Raw genomic sequence first — 25,544 nt, 5'->3', positions numbered from 1 at the left:
CCGTAGGCGCCCAGCGAGGCCACCCCCTCCTGGATGCGGGCGCCGCCGGAGTCGTTGATGCCGATGACGGGGCAGCCGGTCTTCAGCGCGAGGTCCATCACCTTGACGATCTTCTGTCCGTAGACCTCGCCCAGCGCGCCGCCGAAGACGGTGAAGTCCTGGGAGAAGACCGCGACCGGGCGGCCGTCGACGGTGCCGTAGCCGGTGACCACGCCGTCGCCGTAGGGGCGGTTTTCCTCCAGGCCGAAGCTGGTGGAGCGGTGCCGGGCGAACTCGTCCAGCTCGACGAAGGAGTCCTCGTCCAGCAGCAGGGCGATCCGTTCCCGGGCGGTCAGCTTGCCCTTGGCGTGCTGTTTTTCCACGGCGCGCTGCGAGCCGGCGTGCGTCGCCTGGTGGATGCGCCGCTGCAGGTCCGCGAGCTTGCCCGCGGTCGTACGAATGTCAGGCTGCTGCTCTTCCGGCTCGGACATCGGGATGCGGCTCCCTGCCTGCTCATAAGGGGGGACGGTTACTCATCCGTAGAGTAATGCGGGCCTTCGGGGTCGGCAGTGCGGTCTATCCCACACCCCGTGCCCCTTCACAGACCGGAGAACGCGATTCCGCGACAGCGGTCGCATGCCGGCGGACGACGGGGCCGCCCGCGCTGCGGGAGGGAGGCTGCCGAACCTAGGGTTGCCCGCATGACTCAGTCACCTGATGACGAAGGTACGCCCGGCGGGCAGCGGCCGGAGCGGTCGGAACGCTGGTCCGACCTCGACCGCCCCCCGCTGAACGCCGCCGGTCTGCGCAGAGGGCTGGTGCGCGCCGGTGGGCTGTGGCGGCAGGTCGACGTGGTGCAGCGCACCGGGTCCACCAACTCCGACCTGGTGGCCCGTGCCGCCGAGGGGAAGGCGGAGGAGGGGACCGTACTCGTCGCCGAGGAGCAGACCGCCGCGCGGGGCCGCCTGGACCGGCACTGGACGGCCCCGGCCCGCTCCGGACTCTCCTTCTCCGTACTGCTCCGGCCCACCGAGGTGCCCGTGGCCCGCTGGGGCTGGCTGCCGCTGCTCACCGGCGTCGCGGTGGCGACCGGACTGTCCCGGACGGCGGGCGTCGACACCGCCCTGAAGTGGCCCAACGACCTGCTCGTCACCGTCGGCGGCAAGGAGCGCAAGGCCGCGGGCATCCTCGCGGAGCGGGCCGGTGACGGGGTGGTGATCGGCGTCGGCATCAACGTCAGCCTGCGCGCCGACGAGCTGCCGGTGCCCACCGCCGGGTCGCTGGCACTGGCGGGCGCGGTGAACACCGACCGGGACCCGCTGCTGCGCGGGGTGCTGCGGTCGTTGGAGGACTGGTACGGGCGCTGGCGGGCCGCGGGCGGCGATCCGGCGGTGAGCGGCTTGCAGGAGACGTACGCCGCGGGATGCGCGACGCTCGGGCGGACGGTGCGGGCCGAGCTGCCGGGGGACAGGGTCCTGGTGGGCGAGGCGGTCGCGGTCGACGGGGACGGGCGGCTGGTGCTGGCGACGGAGGCCGGGGTGCAGGAACCGGTGGGGGCGGGGGACATCGTGCACGTGCGTCCCGTCGAGGGCGGGTGAGGGGGCCCGGGGCGGGGGCGCGGTGGGCGTACGCGGGTGTGGATGCGGGTGCCCACGGCGGGTACCCCGATCCCGGATGCGCCGGTCGTGCCACCTGTCGGGCCGACCGAGCGGAGTGAGCTGGCGCACACCTGCCGTAGAGTTGAGGCCGGTCGATCCATGGCCGTGGCAGATCGGAAGGGCAGCAACGCGTGACCGTCGACGACTCGGGTTCCGGTACGGAAGCGCAGGGCCGCGCGGAGCCTCCCCCGCCCTCGAATCCCCCCGATCGGGCGGACCCCCCTGAGCGGAGGAGCCGGCGGGGGGACGACTCCCGTCCCGCCGACAACGGCGAGGACCCGCTCGCTCTGCGTCTCGAACAGCTCATCCTGGGCGCCGAACGCCGTTACACCCCCTTCCAGGCGGCGCGCAGTGCCAGCGTCACGGTGGAGCTGGCCACGCGGTTCTGGCGGGCCATGGGGTTCGCCGACGTCGGGCAGGCCAGGGTGCTCACGGAGGCGGACGTACTGGCGCTGCGCCGGCTGGCCGGTCTGGTGGAGGCGGGCCTGCTGAGCGAGGCGATGGCCGTGCAGGTGGCGCGGTCCACGGGACAGACCACCGCGCGCCTGGCCGAGTGGCAGATCGACTCCTTCCTGGAGGGCCTGACCGAGCCGCCCGAGCTGGGCATGACGCGCACCGAGGTCACGTACCCCATCATCGAGCTGCTCCTGCCCGAGCTGGAGGAGTTCCTGGTCTACGTCTGGCGACGGCAGCTCGCCGCCTCGGCCGGGCGGGTGCTCCAGGCGGCCGACGACGAGGAGATGGTGGACCGGCGGCTCGCCGTCGCGTTCGCGGACCTCGTCGGGTTCACCCGGCTCACCCGGCGGATGGAGGAGGAGGAGCTCGGCGAGCTCGTCGAGGCCTTCGAGACGACCGCCGCCGACCTGGTGGCCGCGCGCGGCGGGCGGCTCATCAAGACCCTCGGCGACGAGGTGCTCTACGTCGCCGACGACGCGGGGACGGCCGCGGAGATCGCCATGCGGCTGATCGAGACCATGGCGAACGACGAGACGATGCCGGAGTTGCGGGTCGGCATGGCCTTCGGCACCGTCACCACCCGGATGGGCGATGTCTTCGGTACGACGGTGAATCTGGCCTCCCGGCTCACCTCGATAGCTCCTCGGGACGGCGTGCTCGTCGACACCGCGTTCGCCGAGGAGCTGATCCGCACCGGAGACGCCCCCGCCTCCGAGGCGGCCGCCGCCGAGGCGGCGGTGTCGGCGGAGAAGGAGGGCGAGGAGCCGCCGACGTACCGCTTCGCGCTGCAGCCGATGTACCAGCGGCCGGTGCGTGGTCTGGGCGTGGTGGAACCCTGGCTGCTCACCCGCCGGGACGATCACTGACAGTTCCACTCGGCCGCCCCGGCTGGTCCTGTCCGTCCGGTCTGTTCAGCCGCTGAGAGCCAGGTCGCCGCCGACGCACAGGCCGATGATCGGTACGCAGAGGAGGGGACCGTCGTCCGTTTCGCCCGGCCGGTCCGACGGCGGGGGCGGTGGTGTCTGTCGGTCCGGTGGCGGCTTCGGCTTCGGCTGAGACGGTGTGCGGTCCGGAGGGCCCGGTGGGGGCCCGTCCGGTGCGGCGCCCACGGGGGGCGGCGCACCGGGGGTGTTCGGAGTGCTCGGTGCGTTCGGGGCAGCCGGGGTCGGAGTGGTGAGGGCCGGTGTCGTGGCGGTCGGTGCGGTGGCTTCGCCCGGAGCGGACGGTGTGAGCGGCGCGCCGCTCTGGCCACCCAGGACGGTGGGCGAGGAGGGACCCGCCTTCGGGGCGGGGGATGCCGGACTCGCGGTGGTGGTGCCGGCGGTGCCGTCAGAACCGTCGGCACCGTCAGGGCCGGGGCTCGCGGAACTCGCGCTGTCCGGGACCGGGCGGGGGCCGGCCTCGGCTCCGATGTCCCCGGGGCCGGGGTCGGACGCCATGCGGACGAGGCTCAGGGCGCCGACCGCCAGGGCCAGACCGCCGACGGCCAGCAGCAGCTTCCGGGGACGCGGTTTGCGGTGGCGGCCCCGGATGCGCGCGCTGAAGAGGGCGAATCCGGTGTGCGCCGGTGCCCGGTCGGCCGCGTCCGGTGCGGTGGGCTGTGGCCTGGTCGGCGTGTTCGTCGTCATGGCGATTCCTCCCCCTGCGTACGCGCCCCCAACGCGCCGCGGTGCAGCGCACGTTATGCGTTCCGGCCCGGGGCCGGGCCGAAGTGGGCGGGATATCACTCGAACGGGTGGACGGGGGGTGATGGGGGAACTGGACGTACGCCCTTTTGCCGGGTGGGTTCCGGCTGCGATGATCGGGGACGACGGATGTTAACCCGCGTTAACCGGAGGGTGTCATGAGTGAGGAACGGTTCGGGGAGTTCGTGCTGGTGCGGCGGCATGAGCAGGGGCATGTCGCGGAGCTCGTCCTCGACCGGCCCAAGGCCATGAACGCGGTCTCGACCGAGATGGCCCGATCCGTCGCCAGAGCCTGCGCGGAGTTGGGGAGAGACCCGGAGGTGCGGGTGGTGGTGCTGACCTCGTCGCACGAGCGGGCCTTCTGCGTCGGGGCCGACCTGAAGGAGCGCAATTCCTTCAGTGACGCCGACCTGGTCCGTCAGCGGCCGGTGGCGCGCGGGGCCTACACCGGTGTGCTGGAGCTGCCGGTGCCGACCGTGGCGGCGGTGCACGGGTTCGCGCTGGGGGGCGGTTTCGAGCTGGCCCTGTCCTGCGATGTGATCGTGGCCGACCGCACGGCCGTGCTGGGGCTGCCCGAGGTGTCCGTCGGGGTGATTCCGGGCGGCGGTGGTACGCAGTTGCTGCCCAGGCGGGTGGGGGCGGCCCGGGCCGCCGAGCTGATCTTCACGGCGCGTCGGGTGGAGGCCGCCGAGGCCCGTGAACTGGGCCTCGTCGACGAGCTGGTGGAGGCGGGGCGGGACCGGGAGGAAGCGCTGGCCATGGCCGCCCGGATCGCCGCGAACTCGCCGGTGGGCCTGCGGGCCGCCAAGCGGGCACTGCGTCTCGGGCAAGGGCTGGATCTGCCCGCGGGGCTCGAGGTGGAGGACGCCGCCTGGCGGTCGGTGGCGTTCTCGGGTGACCGCGCGGAGGGCGTCGCCGCCTTCAACGAGAAGCGCAAGCCGAACTGGCCGGGGCGGTGACGGGCGGCAGGGCGATGACGGGCCGACAGCGGGCGGGCAGTGGTGGGCGGAGCCCCGCCCACCTGCGGTGACCTGCCTCGACGGCTCCTCATTCGCTCCTTAAATCTCCCGATTCGTACGGAACGTCCCTAGCCTGGAGGGATGGGTGAGGACAGCCGGCTGGCGGCCGTGGTGGCACTGGCGCAGGGCATGGCCGCCGCGCAGGGCTCGCAGGGGGTCTGGCGGGCCGCTGCCCTCGGAGCCTGCCGGGCGCTCGGCGGGAGTTTCGCCGCGCTGTCCGTGTGGGAGCGGGAGCTGGGGCGGCTGCGGGTCCTGGTGAACGTCGGCGAGCTGGCCGAGGGCGAGGAGGAGTTCCCGGAGGGCGAGGCGTATCCCGTGCACCAGTTCGCCGAGATCACCGAGTTCCTGCACGAGCGGTGGGCCGGTGGCGGCGAGCCCGACGCCTGGATGGAGACCGCCGAGGGGCCGGCTGAGGGAGGCCCCGGCTGCCACCAGCGGGTCGCGGCCCTGCGGCGGCGCGGGCGCGGCTGCTGCGTGGTCGCCCCGATCGTGCTGCACGGGCGGGCGTGGGGGGAGCTGTATGTGGCCCGGCCGGTGGGGGTGCCCGTCTTCGGGCGCGGTGACGCCGACTTCGTGACGGTGCTGGCCGCCGTCGTCGCCGCCGGGCTCGCGCAGACCGAGCGGCTGGAGGAGGCGCAGCGGCTGGCGTACACGGACGCGCTCACCGGGCTCGCCAACCGCCGGGCGGTGGATGCGCGCCTCGACGAGGCGATCGAGCGGCATCGCGGGGACGGGGCGGTCGTCAGCCTCGTCGTGTGCGATGTCAACGGGCTCAAGCGGGTCAACGACACGCAGGGGCACGCCGTCGGCGACCGGCTGCTGGAGCGGTTCGGGACCGTGCTGTCCCTGTGCGGGGCCATGCTGCCGGGGGCCCTGGCGGCGCGGCTCGGCGGGGACGAGTTCTGTCTGCTGGCGGTGGGGCCGCCCGCCGACGAGGTCGTCAAGGCGGCCGACGAAGTGTGCCGCCGTGCCGTGGAGTCGGGGATCGGGGACGGTGTGGCCTGTGGGGTGGCCTCCACCGGCGACCCCATCGGGCCGGTGTCCTCTGCCCGGCGGCTCTTCCGGCTGGCCGACGCGGCGCAGTACCGCGCCAAGGCCGAGCGGGCCACCCGCCCCGTCGTCGCCGGGCGTGCGGGGCCGGGCGACCCGGTCGTGCGGCTGGCGGACGAACCCGCGCGGGACGCGGACGGAGAGCGGCGCCGTTTCCGGGGGCGGCACTCGCCCTAGGACAGGTAAGGGGTGAACGCGGGTTCCAGTGATGACATCATCGAATTCACTGCGTACTCTCCTGAATATGGATATGCACACTGTGGTGAACGGGGAAGGCGCGCGGCGCGGTCTTGAGAGGGTGGTGCTGGGAGACGGGCGGGCGTCCGGAGTGACCGCGTCCGACGTGCTCGCCGTGGCGCGCGGCGGTGCCCGCGTCGAGCTCTCCGGCGAGGCGCTGGCCGCCCTCGCCGCGTCCCGCGAGATCGTGGACGCCCTGGCCGCCAAGCCGGACCCCGTGTACGGGGTGAGCACCGGCTTCGGTGCCCTGGCGACCCGGCACATCGGCCCGGAACTGCGCGGCCGGCTGCAGCGCAACATCGTCCGCTCGCACGCCGCCGGCATGGGCCCCCGCGTCGAGCGGGACGTCGTACGCGCCCTGATGTTCCTGCGGCTGAAGACCCTCTGCTCCGGGCACACCGGCGTACGCCCCGAGGTCGCGCAGACCATGGCCGACGTGCTGAACGCCGGGATCACCCCGGTCGTGCACGAGTACGGCTCCCTCGGCTGCTCCGGCGACCTGGCCCCGCTGTCCCACTGCGCCCTCGCGTTGATGGGCGAGGGGGAGGCCGAGGGGCCCGACGGGACCCTGCGCCCCGCCGGCGAACTGCTCGCCGCGCACGGGATCCGGCCCGTCGAACTGCGCGAGAAGGAAGGGCTCGCCCTCCTCAACGGCACCGACGGCATGCTCGGCATGCTCGTCATGGCCCTCGCCGACCTCGACGTCCTGTACCGGTCCGCCGACGTCACGGCCGCCCTGAGCCTGGAGGCGCTGCTCGGCACCGACAAGGTGCTCGCCCCCGAACTGCACGCCCTTCGCCCGCACCCGGGCCAGGCCGCCAGCGCCGCCAACATGCTGGCCGTACTCGCCGGTTCGGGGATGACGGGACATCACCAGGACGACGCCCCGCGGGTCCAGGACGCCTACTCCGTGCGCTGCGCCCCGCAGGTCGCGGGCGCCGGACGGGACACCATCGCCCACGCCCGGCTGGTCGCCGAGCGCGAACTCGCCTCCGCCGTCGACAATCCGGTGGTGCTGCCCGCGGACACCGGCTCGGGGGCGTTCGGCTCCGGGGGAGGACGCGTCGAGTCCAACGGCAACTTCCACGGCGCCCCGGTGGCGTACGTGCTGGACTTCCTCGCCATCGCCGTCGCCGACCTCGGCTCCATCGCCGAGCGCCGCACCGACCGGCTGCTGGACAAGAACCGCAGCCACGGACTGCCGCCGTTCCTCGCCGACGACGCCGGTGTCGACTCGGGTCTGATGATCGCTCAGTACACGCAGGCCGCGCTGGTGAGCGAGCTGAAGCGGCTCGCCGTACCGGCGTCGGCGGACTCGATCCCGTCCTCCGCGATGCAGGAGGACCACGTCTCCATGGGCTGGTCGGCCGCGCGCAAGCTGCGGACGTCCGTCGACAATCTCACCCGGGTCATCGCCGTGGAGCTGTACGCCGCCGCACGTGCCGTCGAACTGCGCGAGGGGCTGAGCCCGGCGCCCGCGACCCGGGCCGCCATCGAGGCCGCGCGGAGGGCGGGCGTGGGCGGCCCCGGCCCGGACCGTCATCTCGCGCCCGACCTCGCCGCGGCGGAAGCGTTCGTGCGCGACGGCCGACTGCTGGCGGCGGTGGAAGAGGTCACCGGTCCGCTGCGATGACGTTCACGCGGGGCGGGGCGCCGGAGGCGGGCTCATCTCAAGGGGTGGTCACGGGAGTTGGAAGTCCAGGCGCTCCCGGCGCACCGAGTAGACGACGAAGCCCGCGCCGAGGGTGAGGCAGGCGGTGCCGCCGAGGATGTACGGCGTGCTGTTGAAGCTGCCGGTGTCGGCGAGTCTGACCTGCCCGCCGGCGGTGTCGGGAACGCCTGACGACGCGGACTGTGCTGGTGGCGCTGACGACGCCGACGACGCCGACGATATGGACGCGGTGCTGGACACGACCCTCGCCTGCTCCGTGACCTGCGGAGACGGGCTTGCCGAGGGCGTCCCTGCCGCCGGGATGTCCGATGTCGCGTTGGCGGACGGAACGAACCACAGGGCGCACAGCAGGGTGCCCGCGGCGGTGGCGGTCAGCAACGGACGGAGAGCGGATGACACGGAATATCGATCCCCTTGTGGCGCTGGCTAATTGGCCGTGTGGAGTGATGTTAGTGAAATTCGCGGGTCACAGGAAAGTCACGGGCCTCGGAGCCGTACGCTCCGGGCATGAGCACTCCAGAGACGTCACGGTTTGTGAGGCTTCGCGTCGACCTCGTCCTCCAGGTCGACGACGAGGACGCGGTGACCAGCGCCGCGCTGGCGAGGATCGCGGACGACGGCGACATGACGGATGCCGAACGGCTGCCCGCCCGGAACACGGTGAACGAGGACGCGGCCGAGGCCCTCGCGTATCTCGTCGACCCCTTCAATCTGGTCGGCGACGTACCGGGGGTGGAACTCCAGCAGGCCTCGTGGAGCAGCGAGCAGATCGACTACGACCCGGACTCGCCGGAGTGGGACCTCGACGAGGTGGACGGCTACGAGATTTACGACGCGTCAGACAAAAGTGATGAACAGGATGAGCAGGGCGATGCGGGAAATGAAGGCAAGACGGACAATTAGTATTAAATGCGCAATGGTGATGAAGTAGGAAAATAGGGGGAGTTGGCTCAAGGGGGCAACCCGAAAAGGTGAGTCGCGCCGGGTCGACGTGACTGGATGGGGCGGCATGGGGGAAATCGTGACCTCGGGCGGCAACCGCGGCCTGGGGCCACGGCGTCTCAGGTGGCGCACGGGCCGAAACCCCCGCCCGGCCGCGAGGGACGTGGTGAGCCCCACATTCGTGGCCCATAGGGAACGGGACCCAGCGGTCTTAGCGTTGAAATGATTGACGGGGACTCTCAGCTTCGGGCGCGGGGGACCGCGGGGTTCGGGGAAGCGGCGATGATGGAGAAGCGTGTGATGACGGACGGTAAGCGGCGCAGGGGTCTGATGGCTGCGTCCGCTCTGCTCGGTGGAGTGATGGTGCTCTCGGCATGCTCCGGCGGCGACGACACCGCCTCCGGTGGAGGTGACGGCAAGGGCGCGTCGCAGGCCCAGGTCGACGAGGCGGCGGCCAAGAAGACCTCCGAGGCCCAGATCAAGATCACGCCGAAGGACGGCTCGAACAACGCCTCCATCAACAACTCCGCCGCGGTGGCCGTGACCAAGGGCACCCTCACCGAGGTGGAGATGACGGCCACCGACGGCACCGCCGTCGAGGGTGAGATATCTGCCGACAAGAAGAGCTGGAAGCCCAGCAGCCAGCTGGAGCGCGCCACCACCTACAAGCTGTCGGTCAGCGCGGAGGACTCCGAGGGCCGCGTCGCCCACGAGAACGCGTCGTTCACCACGGTCGCCCCGGACAACAGCTTCATCGGCACCTTCACCCCGGATGACGGCTCGACCGTGGGCGTCGGCATGCCGGTGTCGATCAACTTCGACAAGGCGATCACCAACAAGGCCGAGGTCCAGAAGGGCATCACCGTCTCCAGCACCAGTGGTCAGGAGGTCGCCTGTCACTGGTTCAACGCCAACCGGATGGACTGCCGTCCCGAGGACTACTGGCAGGAGAACTCCACCGTCACCCTGAAGCTGGCGCTCGACGGCGTCGAGGGTGCCGAGGGTGTCTACGGCGTCCAGCAGAAGACGGTCAACTTCAAGATCGGCCGCAACCAGGTCTCGGTCGTCGACGCCGCGACCAAGCAGATGAAGGTCATGCAGGACGGCAAGACCGTCCGGACGATCCCGATCTCCGCCGGGTCCCCCGAGAACAAGACGTGGGAGGGCCAGATGGTCATCTCCGAGAAGTTCAAGGAGACCCGGATGGACGGCGCGACCGTCGGCTTCACCGACGACGACGGCAAGGGCGAGTACGACATCAAGGACGTGCCGCACGCCATGCGCCTGAGCAACTCCGGCACTTTCCTCCACGGCAACTACTGGGGCGCCAAGTCCATCTTCGGCAACGCCAACACCAGCCACGGCTGCATCGGCCTGGCCGACACCCAGGGCGCCAACGACCCGAACACGCCGGGCGCCTGGTTCTACGACAACTCCATCGTCGGTGACGTGGTCATCGTGAAGAACACCGGCGACAAGACCATCGCTCCGGACAACGGCCTCAACGGCTGGAACATGGACTGGGCCCAGTGGAAGGCAGGTTCGGAGGTCTGACACCGGCCGCTCGCCGCAGCGCACTCCACCTGAACGCCGCCGCCCGCCCCTTCGAAGGGGCGGGCGGCGGCGTCGTCGTTCTCACGGGGTCTTCTCATCCGGCTCTCAGCGCGGACTCAACACTTCATCAGGGACCGTCCCTAGTTTGCCCTCATGTTTCTCACCTACCTGAGGCGCGAACTGCGCCGCCGCAGAAAGGCGGCCCTCGTCGTCGCCTCCGGTCTCGCACTCGGCATCGCGCTGGTCATCGTGGTCGACTCCGTGTCCTCGGGCATGGGCAAGGCGCAGGAGAAGGTCCTGCAGTCGCTGTACGGACTGGGCACGGACATGACGGTCACCAAGGCCGCCGAGGCCTCGACGGCCCCGGAACGGCCGCGCTTCCGCTTCGACGCCCAGGAGGACGGTTCCGGCGAGGAGCAGAGCACCGACCACGTCATGGTGCAGGGCTTCCAGACCCTGGCGAGCTCCACCGTGGGCAAGGTCGGCGAACAGAGCGGTGTCGCCGACGCGGTGGGCGGTCTGAGTCTCCAGGTCGTCAAGGTCAGCGGCGAGTTCACCCGCGGCCGGTTCCAGCAGGACGGCCAGGGCGATCAGGACGGAGGGCCGGGCGGAGTCCAGCCGGCCCCCGAGGGGCGCGTGCAGGGCGGCGGCGCCGACTTCGACGTCAACAGCTACTCCGTCTACGGCACCGACGTCACCGAGCCGGAACTCGGCCCGCTGACCTCCTCCCGGATCACCAGCGGCCGTACCTTCAAGGCGAGCGAGACCGACGCGAAGGTGGCCGTCGTCGACTCCGCCCACGCCAAGGAGAAGAAGCTCGAGACCGGTGACACGGTCACGGTCAAGGGCACCAAGTACAAGATCATCGGTATCGCCACCGCCGACAGCGGGGACGCCGCCGCCAACCTCTACATCCCGCTGAAACAGGCTCAGAAGCTCGCCGACGCCGAGGACAAGGTCACCACGATCTACGTCAGGGCGACCGACTCCCAGCAGCTCGACGCCGTCAAGTCGGGCATCCAGAAGAACGTCGCGGGGACGACGGTCACCACCTCCGCCGACCTCGCGGACACCGTCTCCGGCTCGCTGTCCACCGCCTCCTCCCTCGCCACCGGCGTCGGCAAGTGGCTGTCGATCGCGGTACTGGCGACCGCGTTCCTCGTCGCCGGGCTGCTCACCTCCTCGGCGGTCTCCCGCCGGGTGCGGGAGTTCGGCACGCTGAAGGCGCTGGGCTGGACGTCGGGCCGGGTGACCCGGCAGGTGGTCGGCGAGGCCGTCGTGCACGGCCTGGTCGGCGGTGCCCTCGGCATCGCGCTGGGGCTGGCGGGCGCGTACGCGGTCACCGCGATCAGCCCCACCCTCCAGGCCCAGCTCGGCGCTGGAGGGGGTGGTGCGGGCGGTCCCGGGGGCGGTCCCGGCGGCGGTGGCATGGCCGGTCCCGTACGGCAGGCGGCCGCCAAGACCCTCGATGTCGCCCTCACCGCGCCGGTCGGCCTCACCACCATCGCCCTCGCGGTCGGCCTCGCCGTGGCCGGCGGTCTCGTCGCCGGTGCCTTCGGCGGCTGGCGCGCCTCCCGCCTCCGGCCCGCGGACGCGCTGCGCCGCGTCGCATAGCGCCCGCCCGGCGCAGGCCCGGGCCCTCACGCTCGTAAGCACTCCAGGAGTTGACCCATACCCATGTACGAACTCAGAGGCGTCACCCGGCGCTACACCCGCGGCAGGGAAACCGTGCACGCCCTCGACGGCGTCGATCTGACGATCCCCGACGGCGACCGGCTCGTCATCCAGGGACCCACCGGTGGCGGCAAGTCCACGCTGCTGCAGATGCTCGGCGGCCTCGACCGGCCCAGCTCCGGCGAGGTCGTCCTCGACGGCACCGACCTCGCCACGCTGCCCGAGGCCCGGCTCACCCGGGTGCGCAGCGAGAACATCGGCTTCGTCTTCCAGTCCTTCAACCTGATCCCGACCCTCACCGCGCAGGAGAACGTCGAGACCGCCCTCGTACCGCTCGGGGTGAGGGCCAAGGAGCGGCGGGAGAAGGCCGCCGAGGCGCTGGCGTCGGTCGGACTCGGTGAACGGCTCGGGCACCTGCCCGCCGAGATGTCCGGCGGCCAGCAGCAGCGGGTGGCCATCGCGCGGGCGCTGGTGAAGGAGCCGAAGGTGCTGCTCGCCGACGAACCCACCGGAAACCTCGACGAGTCGATGCGCGACGAGATCATGGACGTACTGATCCGCATGTGGAAGGAGCTGGGGCTCACCTTCGTCATGGTCACCCACGACTCGTCCCTGGCGAAACGGGCACCGCGCGTGGCGACCATCCGCAAGGGCCGCATCACGGTGAAGGAGAACCCGGCCGCCTGACCGGGCACGCGGACGGCGTACGGCGACGCGCTCCCGGCCGGAACGGATCCGGTGGCCGGGAGCGCGTCGCTCCTCCGGTGCCCCGTCAGCCGTTCGCGAGGAGTGACTCCAGGGCCGTCGCCGACTCCGGGTGGCGGGACAGAAGGGCGGCACCGCCCGCCGGGGGCGGCCCGGCCGGTGCCCACCCGTCCTCGCAGCCCAGCAGCTCCGCGACCGCGTCGCAGGTCGCCGGGTACGCGGGCAGCAACGCCACGCCCGCCGGGGCGGCCGGGACGGCGGCCGGTGCCCACCCGTCCTCGCAGCCCAGCAGCTCCGCCACCGCGTCGAACGCCGCCGGGTACGCGGCCGGCAGCGCGGCGCCACGCCGTATCTCCTCTGCCGCCCGCCCCGCGCGGCGGACGGGAGCCGGAGCCGGGGCCCGCCACGGCGGCACCCATGCGTCCAGCGCCGCCAGCCGGGCCGGGAAGATCCGCCCGGCCTCGCGGATCAGCAGCGGCGCGAGGTCCGCCGCGCCCGACCGCAGCGTGCTGATCAGCGTCGGCAGCCACGGCAGCAGCACCGCGTCGGGCAGCCTGCCGAACGCGTTCGACACCGCCTCCACGACCACGTCCGCCAGGCCCGGCACCGGCTCCAGCGCGTGCACGAAGCCGCTGAGGTAGCGCGGATACGCGGGCACCACCAACGGGTTGGCCAGCAGCTCGTCGCACCGCGCCCGCAACTGCTCGCGGGACAGGGTGCCGAGCTGCACCTGCGCCGCCCACAGCAGAGCCGTCTTCGACGGGTCCTCGGGATGGGACTGAGCGACCGCCAGCTCCAGTTGCGCCCTGTCGCAGCCCAGCGACAGCGCCAGGCTCTCCATGCTGAACAGGAAGCCCAGCATCGCCGCGACCTGGCCCACCGTCGCGTCCTCGTCCGTGAACGCCGTCGGCAGCAGCGTGCAGTAGTGCGCGTAACCGGCCTTGACGAAGGACTCGATCCACGGCGGCAGCACCGGCTCGCTGGTCCGGTAGTACCCGAGCAGCCGGCGCACCCGGCGCAGCACCTCAGGCGCGCCGTCGACACTGCGCTCGGAGGCCAGTACCTCCAGCGCGCGCGTCCCCAGCTCGTCGGCCAGGCGCCGGCCGCCCAGGTACAGCGTCGCGTCCTCGACGGCTTCGAGGACCGTCGCCGCCGTCGCCTGCGGCGCGTACGCGGCGCGGCGCAACCGCTGCTCCAGGACCTGCTCGATGCTGACGCCCTCGTAGCCCAGCTCGATCAGGGCCCGCTGATGGGTGCCGAGCGCCAGGTCCCAGGACTCCTGGATCGACCGCTCGCCGAGCCCGCGCTCGCCCATGACGGTCCGGGCCGCGCCCTGCGGCAGCAGCCGGCGCAGCATCCACAGCACGTCGGAGCAGGCCCGCAGCTCAGGCCGGGAGGCCATGTCCAGCAGGGCCCGCCGCACGCCCCGCTGCTGGAGCTTCAGCCCCAGCGGCTCCAGCCGGTCGTGCACGTCGCGCGCCAGCGGCGGCAGCGAGTCGTAGCCGACCTGGCCGATCCGGTCGCCGCCCATCATGATCTCGACGAGCCGCCGCACGTCCCGGCGCCCGGGCACCGCGTCCTTCTCGATGCAGGTGACCGCAGCGTCCTGGAAGTCGTACGGCGTGGGCTTGGCCCGGTCCCGCATCCCGGCGAGCAGGATCGACGTCTCGAAGACCGCGATCGCGTCGGCGGTGGAGGCGAGATAGCCGTTGCGTCGCGCCGCGCGCACGATGTCCACCGACCAGCCGAGCAGTTCGGCCTCGTCCAGGGGGTCCAGGACCGGTGGCCGGCGCAGGAAGCCCGACAGCTTGTCCGTGGCGGCAGGCACAGCCGCCACGGCCGACACGGCCGGTACGGCGGTCTGCTTCGCCCGGGACTTCTTCGTCCCGGCCTGCCCCTCCAGCCGGTACGGCCGGACCCGGGTGCGCCTGAGGCTCTTCGCCCACTCGGTCGCCGCGATGGACACCGAGCCGGCGGCGAGACCGAACTGCGCCTCGATCGCCGCGTGACTGGACGGGATCAGCCCGTACTGCCAGGTCGTGGCCGAGCGCGGCGAGATCTCGAACGTGCCGGTGCCGTGCACCCCGAACTCCTCGACCCTGCTGGCCGCGTGGAACGCGCCGCAGACGTACAGGCAGTCCTCGGGGTCGGTGCCGGTCGCGGCCAGGTGCTCGCGCATCCGGGTCCACATGTACCGCTCGCGGTCCTCGTCCACCCGCACCCGCGACGCGTCACCGGGGGCGAGCCGCCGAAACAGACTGCCGATGAGGAGCATGACCTGGCGGTAGGTCTCGTGGTCGCCGTCGCCGAGCGGAAGCTCGACGTACTGGTGCCACCACTCCGACCAGTGCCGCACCTTGCCGTGCCGCAGCAGGTGCTCCTCCAGCTCGGCGAAGCGCGGCCGCAGGTCACCGATCTCCACACCGACGGCCTCGCCGTGCAACGCGGTCTCGTGGTCCGCGCCGCCTGCGCCGTCCGTGCCTTCTTCGGCCGGCTCCGGTGCGCGCTCCCCCCGGCTGTCCCACTGGAAGACGTGGTCGGAGGACCGGTCGACGAGGACCAGTTCGACGCCCGGCGTGTCCAGCGCGTACGCGATCGCCTGGTACTCGGCGGACGCCTCGGTGATCGGCGCGACCACCGACAGCGGCGCCCACTCGGGCGGGAAACCCTCCACCTCGCTCGCGAACGCCTGGACGGCCACCGGGAGCCGGCAGTTGCGCAGCTCGGTGAGGAGCGGCGCCATGTCCTCGCACAGCTCCAGGTACACCACCTTGGGCTGCTTCTCGCGCAGGCGGCGGGCCATCGCGAGGGCGGAGGCGGGCGAGTGGTGGCAGACGGGGAAGATCTCCAGCGGCTCGCGCACCGCGCGGTCCACGTCGTCGACCATGCCCAGGAGGATGTCCTCCAGGGCGTCGGGCCCGCCGGCGAACGTGGCGGCGGCCTCGTGGAGCTGGTCGCGCAGCGCGGCGAAGGTGCTCTCCCGCGCGGCGACCGGATTCTCGGGGCTCGCGGGGTTCTCGGGCGTGGCGCTCATGACAGCGTGGCGATCGCGTCCCGGCCGCCCTCCAGGAACTCGGGCCAGGAGCCGCCCTGCTCCTTGCTGCGCGGCTCGACCACACCGTGCAGGTACTTGTTGAGGATGGCCAGGTCCTCCGGCTCCCGGCGGGCGAGGGAACCGACGAGGGAGGAGGCGAGGGTACGGGCGGTCAGCGCGCGCTCACCGAAGAAGTTGCTGTGCAGTACGGCGTCCTCCAGCACGCCGATCTGCTCGGCCGTCGACAGCGCGGACTCCAGCTTCTCGTCGTCGCTCCCGGCCGCGGCGGCGGAGGCGCGCAGGTCGGCGAAGCTCTGCAGCAGCACGTCGAGCAGGGTCGGCGGCACCTCCAGTTCGATCGAGTGGCGGCGCAGCAACTCCTCGGTGCGGAAGCGGACGATCTCCGCCTCGCTCTTCTTGTTCGTCATGACCGGGATGCGCACGAAGTTGAAGCGGCGCTTCAGCGCGGAGGAGAGGTCGTTGACCCCGCGGTCGCGGCTGTTGGCGGTGGCGATGATCGAGAAGCCCGGCTTGGCGAAGACGATGTTGTCGCTGCCGCCGCTCTCCAGCTCGGGCACCGAGATGTACTTCTCGGAGAGTATGGAGATCAGCGCGTCCTGGACGTCACTGGTGGAGCGGGTCAGTTCCTCGAAGCGGCCGATCGAACCCGCCTCCATCGCGGTCATGATCGGCGACGGGATCATCGACTCCCTGGACTGGCCCTTGGCGATGACCATGGACACGTTCCAGGAGTACTTGATGTGGTCCTCGGTGGTGCCGGCCGTGCCCTGCACCACGAGGGTGGAGTTGCGGCTGATCGCCGCGGACAGCAGCTCGGCCAGCCAGCTCTTGCCGGTGCCGGGGTCGCCGATCAGGAGCAGACCGCGGTCGGAGGCGAGGGTGACGATGGAACGCTCGACGAAGCTCCGGTCGCCGAACCACTTCTGGGAGACCTCCCGGTCCAGGCCGTCGGAGCGCTCGGAGCCGAGGATGAACAGCCGGACCATCTTCGGGGACAGCCGCCAGGAGAACGGCTTGGCGCCGTCGTCGATCGACTCCAGCCAGTCCAGTTCCTCGGCGTACTTGATCTCGGCAGGCGCGCGCAGCAGGTCGGACATCGGGGGAGGGCCTTTCCGTTCGGTGCTCGAGAAAGAGATTCGGGGAGAGCAGGGGGGATTCAGTGGGGTCGGGAGGACCCGAGGAATCAGGGGAATCAGGTGAGGAACGTCTTGAGCTCGTGCACGAGCTTCTTGATGTGGCCGGAGATCACCGGCGTGCCGAGGTCCTTGAAACGCTCCCGGAACCACGGGTTGACGCTGCCGCGCCCGGCGCTGGTCACCGAACCGACCGGGATGAACTTCGCACCCGAGCGGTGGAGGGCGGCCATGCTCTCGAACAGCTCGTCGGTGCGCCATTCGTAGAAGTCGGAGATCCACACCACGACGGTGTTGCGCGGCTCGGCGATCTTCGGCTGGGCGAGCGCCATGGCGACGGTGCCGTCGGTGCCGCCGCCGAGCTTGGTGCGCAGCAGGGTCTCGAACGGGTCGTGCGCCCAGGGCGTGAGGTCCAGTGCCTGGGTGTCGTAGGCGATCAGGTGGACGTCCACCTTCGGCAGCCCGGCGAATATGGAGGCCAGGATGGTGCAGTTGACCATCGAGTCGACCATGGAGCCCGACTGGTCCACGACGACGATCAGCCGCTGCGGTGTCGTCTTGCGGCTGGTGTGCCGGTAGTAGAGGCGGTCGACGTAGAGCCGCTCCTCCTCCGGGCTCCAGTTGGTGAGGTTCTTCCAGATGGTGCGGTCGATGTCGAGGTTGCGGAAGACCCGCTTGGGCGGGACGGACCGGTCGATCTCACCGACCGTGGCCTTCTCCACCTGGGTGCGCAGGACCTGGGAGACCTCGTCGACGTAACGGCGGATCAGCGACTTGGCGTTCGCCAGGGCCACACCGGAGAGGTTGTCCTTGTCCCGCAGCAGCTGCTCGATCAGGGACATGCTCGGCGTCAGCCGCGCGGCCAGCTGCGGATCGGCCAGCACCTCGCGCAGCCGCATCCGCTTGACCAGACCGGCCTCGATGGAGCCGAGTTCCGGGCCGATGGCGGGGATCAGCCGGCTGAGGTCGGGTGTGCGCCCGCCACCGCCGCTGCCGGTCGGGCTGACGCCCTGGCCACCCGCACCGCCACCGCCGCCCACGCCGCCTGTGCCGCTCGCGCCGCCGCGTCCGCCCCGCAGCTCACCGGGCCGGCAGCCGAGCGCCCGCTCCAGCCAGCCCGCGTCGGACTGCCAGCGGGCCAGCTGCTCGGCGGTGACGGCGCCGGAGCCGGTGGAGAAGACGTTCAGCAGGACCTTGGAGACGAGGGCCGCGCGCCGCACCTCGGCGGCCCGGTCGCGGGCGTCGTCGTCCTCCGGCTCGGGGGCCATCAGCCCGTCGAACTCGGCGGCCAGCTCCGGGTGCCGCTGCACCACGGAGTCGACGGAGGCACCCGGGTCGAGCAGTGCGGGCGGCAGTCCGATGTCCTCGACCACGGCCAGGCTCGCCGACTCCAGCGAGGCCTGCTCCTCCGGGTCGAACAGCCGGGCCAGCAGCCGCCAGTACAGCACCTGGCGCCGGTTGTCGTGCGGGTCGGGCACGGCGGCCGGGGCGGTGGCGGGGCCGGCGGCCGGTGCGGTGGTGGGCTCGGTCATTTCCGCAGCAGCCTTCCGGCTCGTTCGCGGAGCGCGTCGACGGCGCCGGTGGCGGCCTTCTCCGCGCGGACACCGGCCTTGTCGGTGGTGCCCCCGGCCCACGCGCCGGCGTGGACGGCGACGGGCTTCTTCCGCACGGTCCTCTCCACGGCCAGCGGCTGGACGTGGAACTCCCCGGCGTCCCAGCGGAGCAGCGCCACGCACGCGACGGACGCGGCGACGGCTTCCGCGGTGAGCGGTCCGGCGGCGGGTGCCCGGTCGGTGTCGACGGCCAGGCGGTGCCCAGCGATCTCGAACGCCGTCCCGTCGTCGTCCATGTGTGCCTCGTATCCCTCCAGCAGGACGGGAACGGCGATCCGGGCCGGGTGCCGGTCCAGCGGCGCGGTCGCCGCCGCGGCGGCCGTGGGCAGGGCCACGCGCGCGGTGGTGAAGGCGTCGGCCGGCTCGCCCATGCGGGCGTGCGCGTCGTCCCAGAGCAGGTCGCCCTCGGCGGTGACGGGCATGGCGTCGAGGTCCATCACGCGGCCCTCGCTCACGGCGGTCAGCAGGGACAGGTGCGGGCGCAGCAGCTGCCACAGACCCGCCCCGACGACGGTGTCGGGCTTCGGGGCGGACGCGGCGGCCCGCACCAGCCGGGGCACGGAGCCGTCGGCGGGCTCGAACACCGCGTGGACCTGGGCCTGTACGGCGGTCGCGTGTTCCTGTACGTCGACCCCGAGCGGCAGCAGGCGGCCGGTGGCCGTACCCCTCGCGGAGGTGCCGGTCGCTCTGGGCATGGTCAGCAGCAGGGCCCGTGACCACAGGTCCGCCCACCGGCGCACCGGGATCCGCTCCAGGGTGGCCCCCGGGCAGGACGCGGCGAGTTCGGCGGCGAATCCGTCCAGCAGCGTGGCCTGCCGACGCAGCGCCGGGTCGGGCAGCATCGCGGAGACGACGGGTGCGGCACCGGCGACCAGCTCGTGGTCGATGCCCTGCCAGCCGGCCCGCGCGAGGTCGCACAGCCAACCGCGGGCGGCGGCGAGCAGGTTCGCCGCGTGGTCCGCGCCGTCGGCCCCGGCCGCAGGGGCCTCCTCGGCGAGGGGGCGGCCGACGGCCTCCGCCACGCGAGCGGTCAGCGCGTCGTGCACGGAGCCGAGCAGCGCGCAGCGGGCGGCGGCCAGTGCGAGGAAGTGGTCCTCGCCCCCGGCCCCGGCCGCCGTCTTGTCGGCTGCCTCGCCGACCCGCGCGGCGAGCGGGGTCCCGGCCACGGCGTCGGCCAACTCCATCACACCAGCGGCCTGTTCGGGCTGCGGCCGGAGCAGACCGGCGACGAGCGCCGCGTCGAAGGCGTCCACGGCCGCGAGGGCCTCGTCGAGACCGTCGACGCCGTCGAACAGCAGATCGGTGCGCATCAGGCCGCCGCCCTCGTCGTCGGGAACCACTGCATCTCGGGCAGCGGCGCGGTGCTCGGGGCGAGCTCGAGGTATGCCAGGTGCCGCAGGAACCGGCTGAACACGGGCGCCGCGGCCGAGTTGTCACCCTGCGCGGGCCGTGTACGCGTCATGGCGGTGGTGATGGCGTCCGCGTCGAGCTCGCCGTCCGTCACCTCGGCCTTCAGGTACCGGGCCACGCGCTCGGCGCCGTACTGCACCACGGCCTCGTCGACCAGTGCCCGGATGTGGTTGCAGAACCACCCGCGCGCGCCGCCGCAGGGGCGGTTGTTGTTGGTGCTGCACGCGAACGCGTAGGTTCCGGCGACGACGGACGACACATACACGCGCCCGATGTCCGACCCGCTGGACACCACTCCCTGCAGCCGCCCGTCCGCCAGCTCGACGAACGGCACCTTGGACAGCTTCCGCGGCCTCGCGGGCGGCACCACCCGCGCCGTGCTCGACTTCTCCCAGACGGACAACGCACCATCTCCCATGCATGCGAAAGGGGACGTCCACGCCACTTCGGCGCCAACACGATCGAAGCTAGCCCCGACCACTGACAACGCGGCCGGAGGGAGTGCGGCCGGGACGTGACCGGGGGACGACCGGGACGTGGCCGCCGCTCGGCACACGGCCCGCGCGGACGTCCGGGCGGCCTCAACCCGTCGGTCAGGTAACGGAGTTCCGGCAGTGGTGTCACAGATACCCGTCGACTCGGTGTTCTTCTCCTTGGCCCCTTGAGGCGTTTCATCACCACTCGGCATACTGCGTGACCCGGGGGGTGCGCACACGCGTACGAGACCACCCCCGGCCGGGTGAAGGGGAATTCGCCCGGCAACTCCGCTAGGGGGAACCTTGCGCAGACAATTCAAGAGAGCGCGCGCGACGGGCGCGGCCACGGTCGCCACGGCAGCCGCCGTGGCGCTCGTGGCGGGCATGACCGGCCCGGCGTCGGCGAACGGGGAACGGACGGCGGCGGGCACCGCGTCCGGTACGGCCGCCGGGGCGTCCGGGCCGGCGCACACGAACGCGGCGCAGGCGAAGGCCTCGTCCTCGCCGAAGGCCAAGCACCGCATCACCCTCATCACCGGTGACCGGGTCGCCGTGGATGCCAAGGGCCGCGTGGTCGGCCTGGAGCGGGCCAAGGGGCGGGAGCACATACCCGTTCAGATCCACAGGTCGGGCGGCCACACCCACGTGCTGCCGGCGGACGCCGCCCGGCTGGTCGCGAGCGGCAAGCTCGACCGGCGGCTCTTCGACATCACCGAACTCGGCAAGGACTCCACCCGACGCTCCCAGCAGCGGGGCCTGAAGGTCATCGTGGGGTACCAGGGCCGCGCCGCCGCCGCGAAGGCCGACGTCCGCGACGCGGGCACCCTCCGCCGGACCCTCACCGCCCTGAACGCGGACGCGGTGCAGACCCCGCACGAGGAAACGCCCGACCTGTGGAAGGCGGTCACCGACGGCGACCGGACCGCGTCCGGCATCGCCCACGTCTGGCTCGACGGCGTCCGCAAGGCCGCCCTGGACAAGTCCGTCGCGCAGATCGGCACCCCCAAGGCGTGGGCCGCCGGCTACGACGGCAAGGGCGTGAAGATCGCCGTCCTGGACACCGGTGTCGACGCGACCCACCCGGACCTGAAGGGCCAGGTGACCGCGTCCAAGAACTTCACCAGCTCGTCGAGCACGGGCGACAAGGTCGGCCACGGCACCCACGTCGCGGCGATCGCGGCCGGTACCGGCGCGAAGAGCGGAGGCAAGTACAAGGGCGTCGCCCCCGGTGCCAAGGTCCTCAACGGCAAGGTCCTCGACGACTCCGGCTTCGGTGACGACTCCGGCATCCTCGCCGGCATGGAGTGGGCGGCCGCGCAGGGCGCCGACGTCGTCAACATGAGCCTGGGCGGCGGAGACACCGCCGAGATCGACCCGATGGAAGCGGCGGTCAACAAGCTCTCCGCCGAGAAGGGCATCCTGTTCGCCATCGCGGCGGGCAACGAGGGCCCGGAGTCGATCGGTTCGCCGGGCAGCGCCGACGCCGCCCTCACGGTCGGCGCCGTGGACGACAAGGACAAGCTCGCCGACTTCTCCTCCACCGGCCCCCGCGTCGGTGACGGCGCCGTCAAGCCGGACGTCACCGCGCCCGGCGTCGACATCACGGCCGCCTCGGCCAAGGGCAACCTCATCGCCCAGGAGGTCGGCGAGAAGCCGGCCGGCTACATGTCCATCTCGGGCACGTCGATGGCGACCCCCCATGTCGCGGGCGCGGCCGCGCTCCTGAAGCAGCAGCACCCCGACTGGACCTACACGGAGCTGAAGGGCGCGCTCACCGGCTCCACGAAGGGCGGCGCGTACACGGCGTTCCAGCAGGGCTCCGGGCGGATCCAGGTCGACAAGGCCGTCCAGCAGACGGTGATCGCCGACCCGGCCTCGGTGAGCTTCGGCGTCCAGCAGTGGCCGCACACCGACGACAAGCCGGTCACCAAGCAGCTGACCTACCGCAACCTCGGCACCGAGGACGTCACCCTGAAGCTGACGTCCACCGCCACCAACCCCAAGGGCAAGGCCACCCCGGCCGGCTTCTTCACCCTGGGCGCCACCACGGTGACGGTCCCCGCGGGCGGCAAGGCCTCCGTCGACTTCACCGTCGACACCCGGCTCGGCGGCACGGTCGACGGCGCCTACTCGGCGTACGTGGTCGCCACGGGTGGCGGCCAGACCGTCCGCACGGCCGCGGCGGTGCAGCGGGAGGCCGAGTCGTACGACGTGACGCTGAAGTTCCTCGGCCGTGACGGCAAGGCGACCGGCAACTACTTCGCCGCCCTCCTCGGCGTCTCCGGCCTGGGCGCCGACAAGTTCCACTCGCCCTACGACGCCGACGGCACCGTCACCGCCCGTCTGCCCAAGGGCGATTACGTCCTGGACTCCGCCGTCCTGGTCGGCACCGACCCGGAGAAGTGGAAGGGCGCCGACTGGATCGCCCAGCCCAAGCTGAGCGTCACCAAGAACACCACCGTCACGGTGGACGCCCGCAAGGCCAAGCCGGTGAAGATCACCGTGCCGGACAAGGCGGCCAAGCCGGAGTTCGCCTCGGCCGACTACATCGTGGAGACGAAGGACTCCCTCTTCGGCTTCGGCTGGTGGCTGGATTCGTACGCCAACTTCCGCTCCGCCCACCTCGGCCCGCAGATCACCGACGGCTCGCTGACCCAGCAGTGGGACGCCCACTGGAGCAAGGGCAGCAAGACGCAGTACAGCACCGTCACCGGCGGCAAGGTCAAGAAGCTCGCCACCGGCTTCACCCGCACCTACAAGGCGTCCGAACTGGCCACGGTGAAGGTCGGCCTGGGCGCGGCGGCGAGCGGCAAGAAGGGCGCGGTCGGCGCCATCGGCTGGCTGCCGGGAAGCTACTCCGCCTCCTCCATCGGCATCCCGCAGACCCTGCCCGGCACCCGCACCCTGTACCTGTCCACCAAGGGCGGGGTGAAGTGGGACCTCGAGTTCGAGCAGCAGGGCGGTGTCGACGCGGACGGCTGGCCGGTCACCGAGGCCGGTTACACCGTCGGCGACTCACTGGCCCTCAAGGGCGGCAAGGAGTACTCCCGGACCGTGCACACGGCCGTCTTCGGGCCGCGTGTCACCTCGCAGTTCGGCCTCTTCCGGGACGGCAACAGCATCTACGGGTTCCTCCCGCTGTTCGCCGACGGCAAGGGCAACCCCGGCTCCTCCCTGTTCACCTCGGTCACCACCAGCCTCTACCGCAACGGCACCAAGGTCGGCTCCCACGGCGACCCGCTGTTCGGGGAAGAGGAGTTCACGGTTCCCTCCGGCGACGCCGCCTACAAGCTGACGACCTCGGTCAAGCGCAGCGCCAAGGTCGCCGCCGCCTCCACCCGCATCGACGCGAGCTGGACCTTCCGTTCCAAGAAGACCTCCGACCTGAAGCAACTGCCCGCCTCCACGGCCCGCTTCCAGGCGGTCACCGGACTGGACAGCAAGGTCGCCGCGGGCAAGAAGGCCACCTTCCCGGTCACCGTCGAGGGCGCCGCCAAGGGCAAGAACCTCAAGTCGCTCGCGGTGTACGTCTCCTACGACTCCGGGAAGACCTGGAAGAAGACCGACGTCAAGAAGGGCAAGATCACCGTCAAGAACCCCGCCAAGGGGAAGGCGATCTCCTTCCGCGCCAAGATCACCGACAAGAAGGGCAACCAGTCGACGATCTCGATCCACAACGCCTACCACGGCAAGTGAGCCGCCCGTCGGCTCCCTGCTGAGCACCGGGCGAGGGCCCGCCGGAAGCACGGCTTCCGGCGGGCCCTCCGCATGCGGGACGCCACGGGCGGCGGATCTGCGGCCTCAGTGCGGCAGCGTGGCCGGGCTGCCGCCGTTGGCCTCGTAGCCCGCGACCGCCAGGGCCCGGTAGACCGCGAACTCCGCGGCGGGATCGGGGGACAGGGTCCAGGGCAGCGCGCCGACGTGGCCGTCGATGTGTATCAGCTGGTTCATGGCCTCCGCCCAGCGCTCACCCCGGACCAGGAAGAACACCAGAAGGTGCCGGACGTGCGCCGACATCGGGTCGTCGGGGCGGGCCGAGTGCACCGCGTGCAGCGCGCCGTGGACCGCCCTGGTCACCACCTGGCTCTGGTAGAAACCGCTGACCAGGTTCACCTCCGGCAGATGCTCGAACACGGCGAACAGCGGCATCGCGGCCAGCAGCGAACCCTGCGGTGCGCGTGCCGCCGCGGCCTCCGCGAACGAGTTCGCCAGCTCCCGCGAGCCGTGCCACTTCTCGCACCAGTAGTGCAGCGCGGCCAGGTGCGCCCCCATGTGGGCCGGCGCGCGGTCCAGGATCTTCAGCCAGACCTGCTCGAAGTCCTTCTGCTCGTAGGCCAGTCCACGGGCCACCGAGAGCTCCACGATGTACGGGACCGGATCACCGGGGGCCAGCAGCGCCGCCTGACCGCACGCCGCCTTCGCCTCCTCCATGATGATCCGGAACTCGTCCGTCCCCCGAGTCGCCGTACGCCACGCCTGCTGCACCAGGAACTCGGCGTGCACCGCCGCGCCGCCCGCGTCCTTGGGAGCCTCGGCGCGCCACGCCCGCAGCCACTGCCCGCCCGGCGACTCACCGGCCCCGCCGGGCCGCGCGGCGAGCTCCAGCGAGGCGGCGCCCGCGAAGGCCTGCACGCGCTGCCAGCGCAGCTCGCTCCTCGCGTCCGTACCGGCCAGCAGCTGCTGCGCCCCGCGATAGTCCTGGGTGCGCTGGACCAGGTCCAGGACGTCCAGAAGGTCCTGGTCGGGGCCGGGCATGCGGATGTCCAGCTCCTCCTCGAGGGCGAAGCCGTAGGCCGCAGGGTCCGCCGCGTCCGGATGGCCGGGCGACACCTGCGCGATCCCGCCGCGCGTGCGCCTGAGGAACGGCACCAGCACGAAGCCGATCATGACCAGCCCGAGCAGGACCAAGAGAATTTCCATGTCACCAGCGAACCAGATCGCGCCGACGATTGGCCAACCTGCTTCCTAATGCTGTTGTCAAGCTGCCGTAGTCACCGGTGGCGCCACTTCGTAGCACCGTCGGTCGCGGATCAGGGCCCAGATGACGTTGACGCGTCGGCGGGCAAGGGCGAGCACGGCCTGGACATGCTTCTTCCCCTCGGCGCGTTTACGGTCGTAGAACTTCCGCGAGTTCGGGTCGTAGCGGACGCTGACCAGCGCGGAGGTGTAGAACACGCGCTGAAGTCTTCGGTGATAGACCAGCGGCCGGTGAAGATTGCCGCTGAC

General features: G+C 71.9%; 19 protein-coding genes and 1 pseudogene. 10 read left to right on the top strand and 10 right to left on the bottom strand.

Going from position 1 to position 25,544, the window contains the following annotated elements; all coding sequences use genetic code 11:
- Window positions 1-470, bottom strand: a 470-nt coding sequence (locus DIZ27_RS40165; RefSeq protein WP_309074977.1) for a carboxyl transferase domain-containing protein, incomplete at its 3' end; no start/stop codon positions are given.
- Window positions 471-680: 210 nt separating this feature from the next.
- Here DIZ27_RS40165 and DIZ27_RS40160 point away from each other — a divergent pair.
- Together DIZ27_RS40160 and DIZ27_RS40155 are read left to right on the top strand one after the other, a co-directional pair.
- The gene (locus tag DIZ27_RS40160; protein WP_109383287.1) at window positions 681-1,577 is read left to right on the top strand and encodes a biotin--[acetyl-CoA-carboxylase] ligase; all 897 of its coding nucleotides are present in this window, start codon (window positions 681-683) and stop codon (window positions 1,575-1,577) included.
- Window positions 1,578-1,768: 191 nt separating this feature from the next.
- On the top strand, window positions 1,769-2,959 hold the full coding sequence (locus DIZ27_RS40155; RefSeq protein WP_109383286.1) for an adenylate/guanylate cyclase domain-containing protein: 1,191 nt from the start codon (window positions 1,769-1,771) through the stop codon (window positions 2,957-2,959).
- A gap of 45 nt (window positions 2,960-3,004) precedes the next feature.
- On the opposite strand, the gene DIZ27_RS48585 is transcribed toward DIZ27_RS40155, so the two are convergent.
- On the bottom strand, window positions 3,005-3,721 hold the full coding sequence (locus tag DIZ27_RS48585) for a hypothetical protein (RefSeq protein WP_181383933.1): 717 nt from the start codon (window positions 3,719-3,721) through the stop codon (window positions 3,005-3,007).
- A gap of 215 nt (window positions 3,722-3,936) precedes the next feature.
- Here DIZ27_RS48585 and DIZ27_RS40145 point away from each other — a divergent pair, with 215 nt between their 5' ends.
- The 3 genes from DIZ27_RS40145 to hutH all read left to right on the top strand — a co-directional run bounded on the left by DIZ27_RS40145 (window position 3,937) and on the right by hutH (window position 7,717).
- Complete coding sequence (locus DIZ27_RS40145; RefSeq protein ID WP_109383285.1) at window positions 3,937-4,737, top strand: enoyl-CoA hydratase/isomerase family protein; 801 nt, start codon at window positions 3,937-3,939, stop codon at window positions 4,735-4,737.
- 141 nt (window positions 4,738-4,878) lie between these two features.
- Window positions 4,879-6,024, top strand: a complete 1,146-nt coding sequence (locus DIZ27_RS40140) for a GGDEF domain-containing protein (RefSeq protein WP_109383284.1) — start codon at window positions 4,879-4,881, stop codon at window positions 6,022-6,024.
- Window positions 6,025-6,091: 67 nt separating this feature from the next.
- Window positions 6,092-7,717: a histidine ammonia-lyase gene (hutH, locus tag DIZ27_RS40135; RefSeq protein WP_375232061.1), complete on the top strand. Its 1,626-nt coding sequence runs from the start codon at window positions 6,092-6,094 to the stop codon at window positions 7,715-7,717.
- A 48-nt stretch (window positions 7,718-7,765) separates the two neighbouring features.
- Here the strand turns inward: hutH and DIZ27_RS40130 are convergent, their stop codons facing one another.
- Entirely contained in the window at window positions 7,766-8,155 is a 390-nt protein-coding gene (locus DIZ27_RS40130) for an LPXTG cell wall anchor domain-containing protein (protein ID WP_181383932.1), read from the bottom strand.
- Between the two features lie 108 nt (window positions 8,156-8,263).
- On the opposite strand from DIZ27_RS40130, the gene DIZ27_RS40125 reads away from it, so the two are divergent.
- The 4 genes from DIZ27_RS40125 (at window position 8,264) to DIZ27_RS40110 (ending at window position 12,613) form a co-directional block, all read left to right on the top strand.
- Window positions 8,264-8,659: a hypothetical protein gene (locus DIZ27_RS40125; protein ID WP_109383281.1), complete on the top strand. Its 396-nt coding sequence runs from the start codon at window positions 8,264-8,266 to the stop codon at window positions 8,657-8,659.
- A gap of 339 nt (window positions 8,660-8,998) precedes the next feature.
- Window positions 8,999-10,252 (top strand): Ig-like domain-containing protein, encoded by a 1,254-nt coding sequence (locus DIZ27_RS40120; RefSeq protein WP_109383290.1) that lies wholly within the window; start codon window positions 8,999-9,001, stop codon window positions 10,250-10,252.
- 153 nt (window positions 10,253-10,405) lie between these two features.
- Window positions 10,406-11,866: an ABC transporter permease gene (locus DIZ27_RS40115; protein WP_109383280.1), complete on the top strand. Its 1,461-nt coding sequence runs from the start codon at window positions 10,406-10,408 to the stop codon at window positions 11,864-11,866.
- Window positions 11,867-11,929: 63 nt separating this feature from the next.
- The gene (locus DIZ27_RS40110) at window positions 11,930-12,613 is read left to right on the top strand and encodes an ABC transporter ATP-binding protein (RefSeq protein ID WP_109383279.1); all 684 of its coding nucleotides are present in this window, start codon (window positions 11,930-11,932) and stop codon (window positions 12,611-12,613) included.
- 85 nt (window positions 12,614-12,698) lie between these two features.
- Here the strand turns inward: DIZ27_RS40110 and DIZ27_RS40105 are convergent, their stop codons facing one another.
- The 5 genes from DIZ27_RS40105 to DIZ27_RS40085 all read right to left on the bottom strand — a co-directional run bounded on the left by DIZ27_RS40105 (window position 12,699) and on the right by DIZ27_RS40085 (window position 20,260).
- Entirely contained in the window at window positions 12,699-15,665 is a 2,967-nt protein-coding gene (locus tag DIZ27_RS40105; RefSeq protein WP_109383278.1) for a DUF5682 family protein, read from the bottom strand.
- A complete protein-coding gene (locus DIZ27_RS40100) occupies window positions 15,662-16,783 on the bottom strand; it encodes an AAA family ATPase (protein ID WP_109383277.1) in 1,122 nt (373 codons plus the stop codon). The genes DIZ27_RS40105 and DIZ27_RS40100 overlap by 4 nt, the downstream gene beginning before the upstream one ends.
- Window positions 16,784-16,878: 95 nt before the next feature.
- The gene (locus DIZ27_RS40095) at window positions 16,879-18,351 is read right to left on the bottom strand and encodes a VWA domain-containing protein (protein WP_109383276.1); all 1,473 of its coding nucleotides are present in this window, start codon (window positions 18,349-18,351) and stop codon (window positions 16,879-16,881) included.
- Entirely contained in the window at window positions 18,348-19,772 is a 1,425-nt protein-coding gene (locus tag DIZ27_RS40090; RefSeq protein WP_181383931.1) for a hypothetical protein, read from the bottom strand. Before DIZ27_RS40090 ends, DIZ27_RS40095 begins: the two co-directional genes overlap by 4 nt.
- Window positions 19,742-20,260: a hypothetical protein gene (locus DIZ27_RS40085; RefSeq protein ID WP_109383275.1), complete on the bottom strand. Its 519-nt coding sequence runs from the start codon at window positions 20,258-20,260 to the stop codon at window positions 19,742-19,744. Before DIZ27_RS40085 ends, DIZ27_RS40090 begins: the two co-directional genes overlap by 31 nt.
- 361 nt (window positions 20,261-20,621) lie before the next feature.
- On the opposite strand from DIZ27_RS40085, the gene DIZ27_RS40080 reads away from it, so the two are divergent.
- Window positions 20,622-24,014, top strand: a complete 3,393-nt coding sequence (locus DIZ27_RS40080) for a S8 family serine peptidase (protein ID WP_258308790.1) — start codon at window positions 20,622-20,624, stop codon at window positions 24,012-24,014.
- A gap of 105 nt (window positions 24,015-24,119) precedes the next feature.
- Here the strand turns inward: DIZ27_RS40080 and DIZ27_RS40075 are convergent, their stop codons facing one another.
- Window positions 24,120-25,238, bottom strand: coding sequence for a hypothetical protein (locus DIZ27_RS40075; RefSeq protein ID WP_109383274.1), 1,119 nt, complete (start codon window positions 25,236-25,238; stop codon window positions 24,120-24,122).
- A 57-nt stretch (window positions 25,239-25,295) separates the two neighbouring features.
- Window positions 25,296-25,544 (bottom strand): annotated as a pseudogene (locus DIZ27_RS40070) (IS110 family transposase); the annotation flags it as partial.

Source organism: Streptomyces sp. NWU339, from assembly GCF_003143855.1.
Lineage (GTDB): Bacteria > Actinomycetota > Actinomycetes > Streptomycetales > Streptomycetaceae > Streptomyces.
This window is presented reverse-complemented; position numbering and strand designations above follow the sequence as displayed.

Coding starts and splice junctions, on each gene's coding strand:
- DIZ27_RS40105 (WP_109383278.1), bottom strand. CDS start 15,665: ATGAGCGCCACGCCCGAGAACCCCGCGAGCCCCGAGAATCCGGTCGCC.
- DIZ27_RS40140 (WP_109383284.1), top strand. CDS start 4,879: ATGGGTGAGGACAGCCGGCTGGCGGCCGTGGTGGCACTGGCGCAGGGC.
- DIZ27_RS40120 (WP_109383290.1), top strand. CDS start 8,999: ATGACGGACGGTAAGCGGCGCAGGGGTCTGATGGCTGCGTCCGCTCTG.
- DIZ27_RS40100 (WP_109383277.1), bottom strand. CDS start 16,783: ATGTCCGACCTGCTGCGCGCGCCTGCCGAGATCAAGTACGCCGAGGAA.
- DIZ27_RS40115 (WP_109383280.1), top strand. CDS start 10,406: ATGTTTCTCACCTACCTGAGGCGCGAACTGCGCCGCCGCAGAAAGGCG.
- DIZ27_RS40145 (WP_109383285.1), top strand. CDS start 3,937: ATGAGTGAGGAACGGTTCGGGGAGTTCGTGCTGGTGCGGCGGCATGAG.
- DIZ27_RS40095 (WP_109383276.1), bottom strand. CDS start 18,351: ATGACCGAGCCCACCACCGCACCGGCCGCCGGCCCCGCCACCGCCCCG.
- DIZ27_RS48585 (WP_181383933.1), bottom strand. CDS start 3,721: ATGACGACGAACACGCCGACCAGGCCACAGCCCACCGCACCGGACGCG.
- DIZ27_RS40125 (WP_109383281.1), top strand. CDS start 8,264: ATGAGCACTCCAGAGACGTCACGGTTTGTGAGGCTTCGCGTCGACCTC.
- DIZ27_RS40085 (WP_109383275.1), bottom strand. CDS start 20,260: ATGGGAGATGGTGCGTTGTCCGTCTGGGAGAAGTCGAGCACGGCGCGG.
- DIZ27_RS40075 (WP_109383274.1), bottom strand. CDS start 25,238: ATGGAAATTCTCTTGGTCCTGCTCGGGCTGGTCATGATCGGCTTCGTG.
- DIZ27_RS40160 (WP_109383287.1), top strand. CDS start 681: ATGACTCAGTCACCTGATGACGAAGGTACGCCCGGCGGGCAGCGGCCG.
- DIZ27_RS40110 (WP_109383279.1), top strand. CDS start 11,930: ATGTACGAACTCAGAGGCGTCACCCGGCGCTACACCCGCGGCAGGGAA.
- hutH (WP_375232061.1), top strand. CDS start 6,092: ATGGATATGCACACTGTGGTGAACGGGGAAGGCGCGCGGCGCGGTCTT.